12 protein-coding genes are annotated in these 13692 nt (G+C 41.2%); 11 read left to right on the top strand and 1 reads right to left on the bottom strand.

From position 1 onward, the window contains the following. Positions 1–375 (bottom strand): redoxin domain-containing protein (locus tag F824_RS0116385; protein WP_019599009.1); only part of this gene is annotated, 375 nt, incomplete at its 3' end. A 925-nt stretch (positions 376–1300) separates the two neighbouring features. Here F824_RS0116385 and F824_RS0116380 point away from each other — a divergent pair. The 11 genes from F824_RS0116380 to F824_RS0116340 all read left to right on the top strand — a co-directional run bounded on the left by F824_RS0116380 (position 1301) and on the right by F824_RS0116340 (position 13624). Then, positions 1301–2038 (top strand): glycosyltransferase, encoded by a 738-nt coding sequence (locus F824_RS0116380; RefSeq protein WP_019599008.1) that lies wholly within the window; start codon positions 1301–1303, stop codon positions 2036–2038. Beyond that, positions 2031–4286 (top strand): lipid-A-disaccharide synthase N-terminal domain-containing protein, encoded by a 2256-nt coding sequence (locus tag F824_RS0116375; protein WP_019599007.1) that lies wholly within the window; start codon positions 2031–2033, stop codon positions 4284–4286. Before F824_RS0116380 ends, F824_RS0116375 begins: the two co-directional genes overlap by 8 nt. A 31-nt stretch (positions 4287–4317) precedes the next feature. Further along, entirely contained in the window at positions 4318–4860 is a 543-nt protein-coding gene (locus tag F824_RS26675) for a response regulator transcription factor (protein ID WP_022582292.1), read from the top strand. After that, entirely contained in the window at positions 4829–4981 is a 153-nt protein-coding gene (locus tag F824_RS28135) for a helix-turn-helix domain-containing protein (protein WP_316928731.1), read from the top strand. The genes F824_RS26675 and F824_RS28135 overlap by 32 nt, the downstream gene beginning before the upstream one ends. Further along, positions 4978–6348, top strand: a complete 1371-nt coding sequence (locus F824_RS0116365) for a sensor histidine kinase (RefSeq protein ID WP_019599005.1) — start codon at positions 4978–4980, stop codon at positions 6346–6348. The genes F824_RS28135 and F824_RS0116365 overlap by 4 nt, the downstream gene beginning before the upstream one ends. 91 nt (positions 6349–6439) lie before the next feature. Continuing rightward, positions 6440–6862: a Rieske 2Fe-2S domain-containing protein gene (locus F824_RS0116360; protein ID WP_019599004.1), complete on the top strand. Its 423-nt coding sequence runs from the start codon at positions 6440–6442 to the stop codon at positions 6860–6862. Continuing rightward, positions 6859–7485, top strand: a complete 627-nt coding sequence (locus tag F824_RS0116355; protein WP_019599003.1) for a hypothetical protein — start codon at positions 6859–6861, stop codon at positions 7483–7485. Before F824_RS0116360 ends, F824_RS0116355 begins: the two co-directional genes overlap by 4 nt. 73 nt (positions 7486–7558) lie before the next feature. Further along, positions 7559–8101, top strand: a complete 543-nt coding sequence (locus F824_RS0116350) for a YceI family protein (protein ID WP_019599002.1) — start codon at positions 7559–7561, stop codon at positions 8099–8101. Positions 8102–8134: 33 nt separating this feature from the next. After that, positions 8135–11269 carry an efflux RND transporter permease subunit gene (locus F824_RS26670; protein ID WP_022582293.1) on the top strand — a complete coding sequence of 1045 codons (3135 nt, stop codon included), beginning with the start codon at positions 8135–8137 and terminating at the stop codon, positions 11267–11269. After that, on the top strand, positions 11256–12464 hold the full coding sequence (locus F824_RS27980; RefSeq protein WP_161629747.1) for a TolC family protein: 1209 nt from the start codon (positions 11256–11258) through the stop codon (positions 12462–12464). Before F824_RS26670 ends, F824_RS27980 begins: the two co-directional genes overlap by 14 nt. 2 nt (positions 12465–12466) lie before the next feature. Further along, positions 12467–13624 (top strand): efflux RND transporter periplasmic adaptor subunit, encoded by a 1158-nt coding sequence (locus F824_RS0116340; protein ID WP_019599001.1) that lies wholly within the window; start codon positions 12467–12469, stop codon positions 13622–13624. Positions 13625–13692 lie beyond the last annotated feature (68 nt).

Below are 13692 nucleotides of genomic sequence, written 5' to 3'. Positions count from 1 at the left end.
AGTCTCACTTTCTCCAGGTTGCAGCATTCCATAAAGTTTGGATACCTTCATGTCAATATCAGCAATGATTGGAAACTCAAATAAGACGCCTGTATTTTTCTTTACATTGTTTACCCAAGCGATGTGGGAATGAATGGAGTCAATGCTCAGGCCGACCAGCTTGGTGTTTTTCTCGTCAAAGAAATCTTGATTCAGGGCAAAACCCGTCATCTCTGTGGTGCATACCGGAGTGAAATCTGCGGGGTGAGAAAATAGGATCGTCCAACTGTCCTTGATATGTTCTGAAAATTGCATTGGACCTGTCGTAGTCATCGCTTTAAAGTCAGGAGCTGTGTCACCGATTCTAGCCAATATTATTGTGTTTTGATCTTCCATGATTGTTTTTTTTAAACTTGATACTTCAAATTTAGCTTGTCTGAAGAGAATGGAATGTGATCCAGGTCTCAATGGATTGATTTTTTTGATAGTTAAAATCTATAACCGATAGAGCAGCCTGTTCTCTTAAGCCATCTTTGATTTATGGGATTCATAATCGAAAATTTGAAATACCTGGATATAGATCAAATGATTGAAATGGGCTTGTTAGTGTAAAACTAATTCTTAAGGATAATTGGAATAGGATGTGGATGCCTCCTTTAAAACAAAAACACAAAGGTTAAAGATCTAAAAATATAATTTTAAGAATGGTAATTTTAGATCCATAAGGTAAACTGTATCGTCAGGTTAAATAATTCACAAGTTCTAAAAGAGCCTTCAAACATAAGTTTGCGATGAGGTAGAAGATCTACTACCAAGTAGTCAACTAGCCGTACTATTCCTTGTTATTTAAAATAGCTGAAAAAATTTTCAATGGTTATTATGGGGTTTTAATATGTTTTTGCTATGTTTAGGAAATAATGGTAGCGAAATTTATTTATAAGTTTTAAAAATACCAAAGTTTATATGGCTGTAGTCAGTTACAATTAAACCCAATAAAGGAGTCTTTTACAGAGACTCCTTTTTTTATGCTTATTTTTTTAACCTATTATTTATAATTTTATGTTTTTTTAAAAATAAATGGTTAAAAAAACACCCTATGTGTTTAAGAAATACAAGACGAAAATTTAATCGGTTTGCTCAGTGCTTGGTTTCTCATTATTCACAGAAATGAGAGTTGAAAGGCTTAGTTTTTTGGGTGGGTTCCCTAGTTTTTTGAGGGATTCTTTGAATGTTGGTAGAATTTTAAGCAAATATTAAGATTCTTTTAAGATTGTTTGAAACCGTAGGGTTTTAATTTTAGGTTCACTTTTTCTGGATTCCAATGAAACGCATCACCATTATCATACCTGTATACAATGAAGAGGGGAATATTGAAAATATTAAATCTGAAATAGACAGGTATATTTTATCTTCTCAATGTGCTGTTTCTGTTGTTTTTGTAAACGATGGTTCATTGGATGGCAGTTTAGGGTTGATCAAAAAAATTTGTGCTCAAGAGGGAGGATATGAATATATCTCTCTTACCAAAAACAGTGGTTTGAGCGCCGCGATTAAGGTGGGAATTGATTATGTTCAAACCGAATGGGTAGGGTATATGGACGGGGATCTCCAAACCAGCCCTTTGGATTTTTTGAAATTTGAACCCTTTATTGATGATTTTGAATTGGTGACGGGATTTCGGGAAAACAGAAAAGACAGTGGTTTGAAAATAATATCATCATCCTTTGCCAATTGGTTCAGGGATTCCCTTTTGAGTGATGGAATTCGGGATTCAGGATGCCCGTTGAAAATATTTAAAAGGGGTTTTGCCCAAAAACTCCCTTTTTATAAGGGCATGCACAGATTTCTCCCTGCTTTGACCCAAATCCATGGAGGTCGGGTAAAGGAAATTCCCGTCAACCATTTTCCTAGAACAGAGGGCATCTCAAAATTTAATTTGAGGAACAGACTGTTTCATCCGTTTCTGGACAGTCTACTGGTTTTTTGGATGAAGAAAAGGAGAATCGAATACCAGATTAAGGAATCTTCCCGAAATAAAATTTTGGAGACCCATGCATGATTTTTCAATTTTGGGATTGGGCTTTGTTGCTCAAGGCCTGTTTTCGGCAAGATTTATCATCCAACTCTTTCAATCCGAAAAAGCGAACAAAGTGGTTTCCCCAACCTTGTTTTGGCAGCTGAGCTTTCTGGCTTCCTTGCTTCTTATTTTATATGGCTTTCTGAGAAATGACATTGTCATCGTGGGCGGACAATTGATTGGTTATTTGATTTACATCCGAAATCTTCAGATAAAAGGGCAATGGGAGCAGTTCCCTTTTTTGCTTAGGCGATTGGCCTTTTACCTGCCCGGATTCATCGTTTTATTTTTGGTATTTGGATTGGAGTACGATTGGGCCAGGTTTATCCACAATCCAGAGATCAATGGAGTTTTGCTCACATGGGGGACTTTTGGTCAAGTGATATTTACCTCACGATTTGTGGTGCAATGGCTTTATTCCGAGAAAATGCAAGAATCGGCATTTCCGCTGTCGTTTTGGTACATCAGTGCCGTAGGCGCCTTGTTCATTATTGTGTATGCGGTATTCAGAAAAGACGCGGTCCTGTTTATTGGACAGGGTTTTGGCTTGATCGTATATTCCCGAAATTTATTTCTACATCAAAAAGCCAACAAAAAGGATTTGAGGCCATTGTTGGAGCGATTCAAACTTTATCGTCTTCCGGTGCTGCTGATATTGACCGCACTGATCCTTTTCTTCAATTTGGGAATTTGGTCTGTCACCGAAACCAGTGAAGCCCGCTATGCCCAAATTGCCAAGGAAATGACAGTCTCAGGAGATTATCTGCATCCTACTTTGATGGGAATCCATCATTACCATAAACCGCCGATGACCTATTGGCTCACTGCAGCAGCTTATAAGATTTTTGGAATTTCAGCATTTTCTGCCAGATTTTTCCTCCAGATAGCGGTGCTTTTTCAGGTTTTCTTGATTTACAGAATCGGTCAATTGGTCTTTGACAATACACACAAGGCATTCCTTTCTGCTATGCTTTATACTTCTTTCCCTGTAGTGATCATCGCTTCAAGAGGCTTGACTACTGACGCTTATTTGGCTACGTTTTCTTTGGCTTCGGTGTTTTTTTGGTTGTGGTTTCAAAAAGAAAACAAGAATTATCAATTGCTCTTGTTTTACCTCATGTTGGGCTTGGGATTCCTAACCAAGGGGCCAGTGGTGCTGATCGTGCCGATTGTACTGATTGTTTACCAAAGGGTTTTTCTAAAGATCAAAACCGGATCAGTATCCATACATTTGATAGGCCTGGTTTTGTTAGCAACCGTTGGTCTAAGTTGGTATTTATGGCTTTATTTCGAAGACAGCCAGTTTTTGGATTATTTTCTTTTTAAGCATACCATCGAACGATTTGCCACCAATACTTTCAGCAGAAGCCAACCCTTCTGGTTTTATGGGGCGGTGTTATTGGGGGCAACTTTCCCTTGGATATTGATCGTCTTTTCAAAAACCAGATTGCTATGGCAGACTCCTTATAAAAAGGAAGTATTGTTTATGGTATGGATCATTGTCCCGCTCATTTTCTTTTCATTGAGCCAATCCAAACTGATCCTATACATTTTACCCATTTTTCCGGCCATCGCCCTCCTTGCCGTGGCAGTATGGTCTGATTTGGATGAAAGGGTCCAGCGGAAATGGGATCGCGTGCAGTTCTGTTTTCACTGTTTGATTTTATTGGGTTTGGCCATTAGCCCTCTTTTGGATCCGAATATTGTCCTTGGATCCCAACTCTATTTTATCCTGGTGATCATTGCTTCCATTGTATTGTCTTTCAGCGTGATTCCCATGAAAATCCGAGACAAGCCCATCTTTATGGCATATTTGTTTATTATGGGGATTACCGTGGCCTTCACTTATTTTTTTGCTCACAATGCAGGAACTGTCAACGATCAGAAAAACGTTGCTGCTTTTATCCAAGAAGAAATCAAGGGTTGTGAAAATATACTGGTTTATGACAAAAGGCTTCCGTCTATTTCCTTTTCAACCAGTAAGAATGTCATTTCCCTATTTGATGGTGATGAGGGGCTCAATAGGGAAACGCAATTCGAGAAAAATACGAATTGGAAAAATACCTTAATCAACCTGAAAGAAAATCCCAATTGGCTGTTAGAGAAACGACCGGAAAAATCGGTCTTGTTGGTGAAAAAGAATAAGATGAATTCGGAGAAACTTCTGAAAGCTATCCGTACTTTTAATAACAACAAAGAGGTGGATGGATGGGTATTGTATTTCGATTGAATAAAATGATACAATTTAACTTAGCGATTCTATGAGGATTTTGGTGGTAGAAGATGAACCCGGGATTTCTAATTTCCTGAAACAGGGATTGGAAGAGGAGGCATTTGCTGTGGATATAGAGGAAAATGGCAAAAAAGGGCTTGAAATGGCATTGTCTGGAAGCTATGACCTGTTGTTGCTGGATTGGATGCTCCCGGGAATGAGTGGTATAGAAATCACACGCCAGTTCAGAAAAGAATTCCCTTTGACGCCTATCATTTTTCTGACAGCCAAAGATACCGTGGATGAAACGGTATTTGGACTGCAGTCCGGAGCAAATGACTATATCAAAAAGCCTTTTCACTTCGAAGAATTGTTGGTAAGGATTCGTGTCCAATTAAGAGGGAAGTCTGTTGAGCATGAGAAATTTTCATTGGGGCCGATCACCTTGCACACGGATAAGCATCAAGTTTTCAAGGGAGATCAGGAAATCCTTTTGACTCAGAAGGAATTTGCCCTTTTGGAATATTTGATCAGAAACAAAGGTATGCAGGAGAACTCGGATCATCGAAAGCGTCTGGGATATCCATTTTGAGTACAATACAGGAGTGATTGACGTGTTCATCAATTCCTTGCGAAAAAAACTGGGTCTACACAAAGAAGAGGATTATATCCAGACCGTCAGAGGAGTAGGGTATTTGGCCAAGGAGTTATGAAACTGTCGTACACAAAACGGATTGCCTGGAGATTGACTTCAGTTACGGCTTTGATCGTCTTGATCGTTTTTGGCCTTATTTATTTTGTCGTAAACTGGACTGTGGTTCAGAATATCGACAATGAGCTGAGGCAAGAATCTGATGAACATTCCGCCCAGATTTTTTTAGCAGATGATAAAATCCGCTTCTCCCATAAAAACGAATGGGCGGAAAGGGAACACCAAGAAATCCAGTTTAATCCAATTTTTGTTGAAATCGTCAGTTTGGTTGGAGAGTCAATGGATCGGTCTCCTAATTTGAAGGACAACCATCTCCTTTTCCACAGCGAAGGCATTTTTAGAGGAGGGGGATTAAACCTGCGATTGGGTGATCAAGAGGTACGTCAGATGCAGATTCCTCTCAATAATAAGGGTAAACTGGAGGGGTATCTTTTAGTGGCCACTTCCTTTGAGGATGCCAGGAGACTTTTGACCAACCTACGGAATATTCTTTTTTTCCTTTATCCATTGATTCTATTTTCCTTGTATTTCGCGATGAAATACCTGGCAGCAAAGAGTATACAACCCATTAAGGAGATTATTGGCAAGGCGAATCAGATCACCCAAAACAACTTGAATGAAAGGATTCCTCAGCCGGTAGTGCGCGATGAAATTGGCCAACTTGCCCTTTCTATTAACAGTCTCCTGGCCAGATTGGAACAGGCAATCTCAAGGGAAAAGCAGTTCACCTCAGATGCTTCCCATGAATTGAGGACGCCGCTGGCAGTTTTGAGGGGAACGCTGGAAGTAACCATCAGAAAACCCAGGACAGAAGAAGAATATGTTTCAAAAATTCGAACGGGTCTTCAATCCATTGACAAAATGACCATCATGCTCGATCAATTGCTCGCACTGGCGCGGGCAGAGAAAATTGCCAGCACCAATCAAGAAGAAATCGAGTTGACGTCCTTTGTGGAGGAGATCAAAAACCAGCTGGGATACAAAGGAAATCAAAGACTGATCATTGAGAATCTAACCGGCCAAGACGTTTTTGTCCATTCCAGTGAAAAATCACTTGAAATGGTCATCACCAATCTGATCCAAAATGCCTTAAAATATTCAGATGCTTTCCAATCCATAACCATAGCCATTGGAATGGACAATTCAGCTCCATTTTTAACTGTTTCAGACAAAGGACAGGGAATAGAGGCGTCCAATATTGACAAGGTTTTTGACCCTTTCTTCCGGGAAAAATCCATGGTGGAACAAGCCATTCCTGGGACTGGACTTGGTTTGGCGATCGTCAGAAAACTCTGTCAAGAACTGAAGATTGAGATTCAAGTCCAGAGTATAAAAGACCACGGAACTGTATTCAAACTAATTTTTTGATCATTTTTTTATTTAAGTCAATCTTAAGAAGTCCCTAAGAATTCCTGATGGAAAGTGTCAATAGATTTGATTCAACAAATGAATCTAGGTTATGGACAGAAGATTATTCCTTTCAAGATTAGGCGCTGGGGCAGGAGTTGCTTTGGCCGTCACATGTTTGGGCAGCTGTATGGGCGGAGCCGAACCAGATCCTTCGGGAGTCCCAGTGGATTTTACTCTGGACCTCAACCAATCACCAAACCTACAGAGCAAAGGTGGCTTTATGGTTATCAGTAACGTGCTTGTGGCAAGGACAGTGCAAGGAGAATATGTGGCAGCCACTGTGATTTGCAGCCATGAACAGCAAAAGAAAGTGGTGTATGATAAGGCAGGGAATAATTTCCACTGTACTGCACACGACGCTAGATTTGATGTAAATGGAGGAGGTTTAAACGCCAAAGGGAGCAAAAACCTGACTGTTTACCATACCGCACTTTCGGGATCTACCCTAAGGGTTTTCTCTACCTCTCTATGAAAAGGGTTATAGTTCTATGGGTGGTGATTTTTGGATTGGTTTCAAAAGCCAATGCGCAAGACATGGACAGCCTGTTGATGTCACTCGAAGCGACATCGGAAAATGTTGAAATGCCATTGTTGCCCGATAAAATGATGTTTACCCAACGGGTTTTTTGGGGTGAAAAAGGGCTTTTGCGTGTTACAGGCATAATGCCTTTGACAGAGGCCAACCGTGTGAAAGAGTTGAAGATCAGAAGAACAATGTTGATTTCCCATCAAGTATTGGGTTATGCCACATTTGTGGGGATGATCGCGCAAGGCTTTGTGGGCCAGCGCCTCTATACTGGTCATGAAAACATGAAAGGCCTTCATGAAGGTTTGGCGGGAGCCGTCAACATCGGATACTTTACCGATGCGGGATTGTCTCTTTTTTCTCCACCTCCCTTGATCCATAAGCAATTCAAAGGGCTCAATTCCATCAAGGCACATAAAATATTAGCCTCTGTTCACCTGACGGCCATGATCGCTACCAATGTCTTGGCAGGAAAAGCAGAAGATCCCAAGTGGGCTCCAGTTCACCGAGCAGCTGCATTTACTGCCTTTGGAGCCTTTGCAGGTGCCATGTTTGTCATGACCTTTTGAGTTTCCAAATTCAAATAAAGACAGGTAAAACTAGCGACTGATTATTTCTCAAAAACTCTCTTATTAGAAAACCATGAAAACAGCCTTCCTGATTGCTTATTTATTTGCTGCGATTTTATCCTTGCAGGACCATATTAACCTGAAATCCAATAAAGAGGAATCCACACTTTCTTACACAGCTAACCATTCTCTACATGATTGGACAGGGGTCAATTCAGTCCCGGATTGTATTATCGTTTATGATGAATCAACAGGAAAGATTCAAAAAGTCGCCGTGAGTGCAAGGGTGGCAGATTTCGACAGCCAAAATTCCAGCCGTGATGCCCATGCCTTGGAAGTTTTGGAAGCCATCAAATATCCTAAGGTCCAGTTCGTCAGTACCGAAATCACAGATCACCAAGGTGAATTGATTGTTCATGGTAATCTAATCTTCCATGGAATCGCAAAGCCTGTGACATTTGAGGCGAGCAAAACAATAAAAAATAAAAAGCTAAGCGTTGATGGTGAATTTCCAGTATCACTCGAGGAATTTATGGTCGAACGTCCAAGTTTTATGATGATCAAAACAGATGATCAGTTAAAAATGAAATTTCATTTGTCTTTCGATTTAAAGTAAAAAACCAATATAATCAGGTAAAATCATTTTTCAATGCTAAACAAGATCATTCAATGGAGTGTGGAAAACAAACTTATTGTCCTGTTGTTAACAGCGGGTTTGGTTTTCTTTGGGTTTTTCGCGCTGAGCCATATTCCAATAGGCGCTGTTCCTGATATAACCAACAATCAGGTCCAGATCATCACGACCTCCAGAAACCTGGCCACCGAGGATGTGGAGAAGTACATTACCTATCCGGTAGAACTTGAAATGTCCAACCTACCGGGAGTCAAGGAAATCAGATCCATTTCCAAGTTTGGCTTGTCTGTGGTCACGATCGTATTTGACGACAATCTCGGGACCTACCTTCCCAGACAATTGATTGCCGAAAAAATCAAAAGCGCAGAGGAAAAGATTCCGGCAGGTTTTGGAAAACCTTTTATGGGACCTATATCCACGGGATTGGGCGAAATCTATCAATATATCATTGATGTTGAACCGGAATTCAAAGATCAATACACGCTCACTGAATTAAGGACTATTCAGGATTGGACAGTTAAAAGGCAGCTTTCGGGTATTCCTGGCGTGGTGGAGGTCAATACATGGGGTGGATTTTTGAAACAATACGAGGTTGCTATCAATCCCGAACGGTTACGGGCACTCAATCTGGACTTGAGCACCGTATTTTCCGCACTTGAAAGAAACAATTCCATTGCAGGTGGGGGATATATAGAGAAAACCAATGAAACCTATTTCATCAGAGGCGAAGGCATGATCCAAAGTCTGGAGGATATTTCAAAGATCGTCGTTGACAATCGAGATGGATCGCCCATCTATGTAGGAGATATTGCCAAGGTGGGTTTTGGGCATGCCAACAGATTTGGCGCCATCACAGCCAATGGCGAAGGTGAAAAAGTCCTTGGGCAAATCATGATGCTCAAAGGGGCCGATTCGAATGCCACCATTGACTTGGTCAAAGCCAGGCTGGAAAGCATCCGGGAATCCCTTCCGGAGGGAATCATCATCAATGGATTTTTGGACAGGAGTGAGCTGATTGGGAAAACAACTTTTACCATTGCCGAAAATCTCATCTTTGGCTGTTTGATTGTTGTTTTTGTTGTGGTCTTGTTGCTAGGGAATCTTCGTTCCGGCTTGGTGGTTGCCTCGGTGATTCCATTGAGTCTGCTTTTTGCGTTGGGCATGATGTACATTTTCAAAGTGGATGCCAATCTGATGAGTTTAGGTGCGATTGATTTTGGGATTATTATAGATGGGGCAGTCATTATTGTGGAGTTTATCAGCTACAAACTTTCTTTGAACCATAGGGAGATCAATGCGCTTCCGTTGGGCCAAAGAAAAGACCGCATCGACGCATTGACGGTAGAGGGATCTTCGAAAATGATGCATTCAGCCATTTTTGGCCAGATCATTATCATCATCGTTTTTATTCCCATCCTTACGCTTTCTGGTGTGGAAGGCAAAATGTTCAGGCCTATGGCACAGGTCTTTAGTTTTGCGCTTTTGGGGACCATGATTTTGGGATTGACGTATGTACCGGTCATCTCCTCCCTGTTTGTCAAACCCGTTGATCCAAACAAAAAAAATATTTCCAACCGATTGATCGCCAGGATTAACTGGTTCTATGAGCCATCCATCAAATGGGCATTGCTGCACACAAAAATCGTTTTGGGTGCAGCCATTGGTGTTTTAGTGATTTCCGGATGGGTTTTTTCCAGAATGGGAGGTGAATTTATTCCGACTTTAGATGAAGGGGATTTTGTAATCCAGCCGGTGTTGAAAACTGGAACGACTTTAAGCCAAACGATTTCCACCACCACCAGGATAGAACAAATCCTGAAAAAATTTCCGGAGGTGGACCAGGTGGTCAGCAGAATTGGTGCTGCTGAAATCCCAACAGACCCCATGTCCATGGAAGAAAGTGATGTCATCGTCACCTTGAAGCCACCTTCTGAATGGGTCACCGTTTCCTCAAAAGACGAATTGGCGGATGCATTTAAAGAGGCACTTTCGATCATTCCAGGTCTGGATTTTGAATTTACCCAACCCATTGAGATGCGGTTCAATGAGCTGATCACAGGTGTCAGGGCCGATTTGGCCATCAAGGTTTTTGGGGAGGATCTGGAAGTTTTGAACCTAAAAGCCAAGGAAATCGAAGCTGCAATCAAGGGATTGGAGGGGGCTGCAGATGTGATCGTGGAAAAAGTCGCCGGACTTCCCCAGATGAAAATTAAGTATGACAGAAATAAAATCGCAAAATATGGGGTCAATATCAGTCAGCTCAATGACTTGGTCACGATGGGCTTTTCCGGGAAATCAGCAGGAATGGTTTTCGAAGGTGAAAAGCAGTTTGACCTTGTGGTTAGGTTTGAAGAAGGTTTCAGAAAGGAAATCGAAAATATCCAACAAGCATCGGTTAATTTACCAGACGGGACTTTTTTGCCACTAAGCGAATTCGCGGAAATCTACCTGGATAAAGGTCCGGCCAAAATTTCCCGGGACAACACCAGAAGAAGAATCGTGATTGGTGTCAATGTAAGGAATAGGGATTTGCAATCCGTAGTCAACGATATCCAGCAAATCATTCAATCAAACATCATTCTTCCAGAGGGGTATACCATTGACTATGGGGGTCAGTTTGAAAACTTGAATTTGGCAAAAGCCCGGCTGATGGTGGCCGTCCCAGTTGCACTGGTCTTGATTTTTACGCTCCTGTACTTTGCTTTTTCATCTTTACGTGATGCATTGATCATCTATACCGCGATTCCATTCTCTGCCGTGGGAGGCATCCTTTTGTTGTCTATAAGGGGAATGCCCTTCAGTATTTCGGCAGGTGTTGGTTTCATTGCCCTTTTTGGGATTGCAGTGTTGAATGGGATTGTTTTGATAGAGCACTTCAAAACACTCTACAGTGAGGGCCACCACGATCTATTCAAGATGATTATCAAAGGCACCAAAGAACGACTTAGGCCTGTGCTTTTGACAGCTTCTGCTGCTGCGATGGGGTTTTTACCTATGGCAATCTCAACTTCTGCAGGTGCGGAGGTACAGCGTCCTTTGGCCACAGTGGTAGTGGGAGGATTGATTTCCGCTACGTTTCTTACACTTATTGTCCTCCCGGTTCTATATGCAATGTTCTTTAAAACAAAAGAAAAAAATGAAGACCTATAAATTAACAATAGGAGTATTGGTCATAAGTGTTGGCCTTTCATTGAATGCCTTTGGACAAAGTGTGACCATAGATCTCCAACAAGCAATTGATGCTGCCCTAGCCAATAATATTGGGCTCAAGGCACAAGAGAAAATGGTCCAAAGTTCCCGAGCACTTATTCCAACGGGTTTTAACATCGAAAAAACACAGGCTTTTTACCGGCATGACCAAAACGACATTGCCGAAAACGGATTCTCCAACAGCGTCCTCGGCATCAGTCAAAATCTTCAATTTCCAACGGTATATGGTTTTCAGAAAAAAATAAACCAAGACCGATTTAGGATGCAGCAGCAAAAATATGAGATATCAAAAATCCAGGTGGTCAAGGAGGTTTCCAAAGCATATTACTCCATCGTTTATTGGAAAAATCTTCAGGCCAATTACCAATATTTGGACAGTTTGTACAGGCAGTTTTCGATCGCTTCCAGTAGACGCTTTGAACTTGGTGAAACCAATTACTTGGAAAAAATCACTGCACAAAGCAAGCAAAGAGAGATTGGGGTGCAGCTCGCCCAAGCAATTGAAAGCGAAAAAAACGCCTATATGGTCCTCGAACAATGGATTCAAATGGATGGTCTTGTTCAGGTTGGGGATATTCAACTCCGGAAATTGAATGTGGAAATCATCGATGTTGATGCCCATCCGGGAGTGGTTTTCTATGAAAATGCCGTAAAAATGAGTGAACACGCCATTGGTCTAGAACAACACAAACTGCTTCCGGATCTCTTCGCAGAAGTTTTCAGGGGAACCAATTCGGGTGCAAATTCCAAAGTGTATCCAGGATTTCAGGTTGGGGTTTCTTTGCCACTTTGGTTTGGTGCACAAAAAGCCAAAATCGGATCTGCGAGGACTGACAGAGAGCAGTCTCAGCTGGACAATAAAAACTTTGTGTTCCAATTAGAGAATCGCACCGAACAACTCACCATCGAGTTGAAAAAATACATGGAGGCCATTGATTTTTATGAACAAGAGGGAAAAGAATTGAGTGATCAATTGATCAAGCAAGCCAGTGAAGCCTTTAAAAATGGCGAAATAGACTTTCTTCAGTATGTCTTGTTGATTGAAAATTCTCGGAATATCCAAGTCAGCTACCTTCAAAATCTCAATCTCTACAATATGACAGTTTTGGAAATTAATTATCTAATGAATCCCTAATCATGAAAAACGATAGAAAATCAAACTTCAAATCGATTTGGCTTTTTGCTTTGGCATTGGCTTTTTTACAATGTACTGGACAGAATACAGGGGAGACTTCACTTGAAATCAAGACCAACCAAAACCAAAATGAAGTGACACTCACCCAAGCCCAGTTTGAAGGCTCGGGGATGATTTGGGACAGTATTTCTTCATCGGCATTTACAGAACACATTACCGCAACTGGGATGGTCAATGTACCGGCAGAAGGTAGGTTCGATATCAGTACTTATTTTGGGGGTTACATCAAAAAAATGGAGCTTCTTGTGGGCCAAAAAGTGTCCAAAGGACAGCTTCTTTTTACCATTGAAAACCCTGAGTTTATACAAATGCAGCAGGACTATTTGGATGCAAAGAGTCAATTGGCCTATTTAAAGAATGATTTTGACAGGCAAAAAGTGCTCATCGACGAAAATATTTCCTCAATGAAGAATTATCTCAAAGCAGAGGCGGATTATCAAAGCACCTTGGCCAAATCAGAGAGTCTTAAAAAGAAACTTCTCTTGATCAACCTGAACCCTGCCCAAATTACTCCCGAAAACATCACGTCAAGGGTTTCGGTGCTTTCACCCACTTTCGGATATGTGGAGACAGTACTGGTAAATCAAGGGACTTATCTTAATCCCTCAGACATTGCTGTCAAACTGATCAATAAGGAGCATTTGCATGTAGAATTGAATGTTTTCGAAAAGGATGCGGTGATCATCAAACAAGGTCAGCCCGTATTTTTCTCTCTTCAAGGAGGGGAAACCGAGTCCATCGAGGGAGAGGTGTTCTTGGTGGGCCAATCCGTCAACGAAAAAAGAATGGTCAACCTCCACGTTCACCTTAAAAATGAAAAAGAGGGAGAAAAACTCGTTCCGGGAATGTTCGTGGAATCCAAAATCATCATCGCTAGTCATCAGGCACTTTCATTGCCGGAAGAAAGTGTGGTGAATGTAGAAACAAAGAACTTCGTGTTGATTAAAAAAGGAATGGAAAATGACTTGATTTATCTTGAAAAAAGAGAAGTTTTGATTGGGCAAAAAAGTGGTGGGAGAGTGGAGATCTTGAATACATCCGATTTCGATGCAAATTCACAATTCCTCTCCAAAGGTGCTTTCAATCTAATTTTGAATTGATACCAGAAAACAAACTGTGTTAAGGGCCTGACAAAAGGGGGGTTGGACGATTGGTGAGAAGCCAAAAA

The sequence above is a fragment of the Rhodonellum psychrophilum GCM71 = DSM 17998 genome (genome assembly GCF_000381545.1).
In the GTDB taxonomy this organism is placed as follows: domain Bacteria; phylum Bacteroidota; class Bacteroidia; order Cytophagales; family Cyclobacteriaceae; genus Rhodonellum; species Rhodonellum psychrophilum.
Note: the sequence above shows the minus strand (reverse complement) of the source record. Positions and strands in the feature narration are given on the sequence as shown.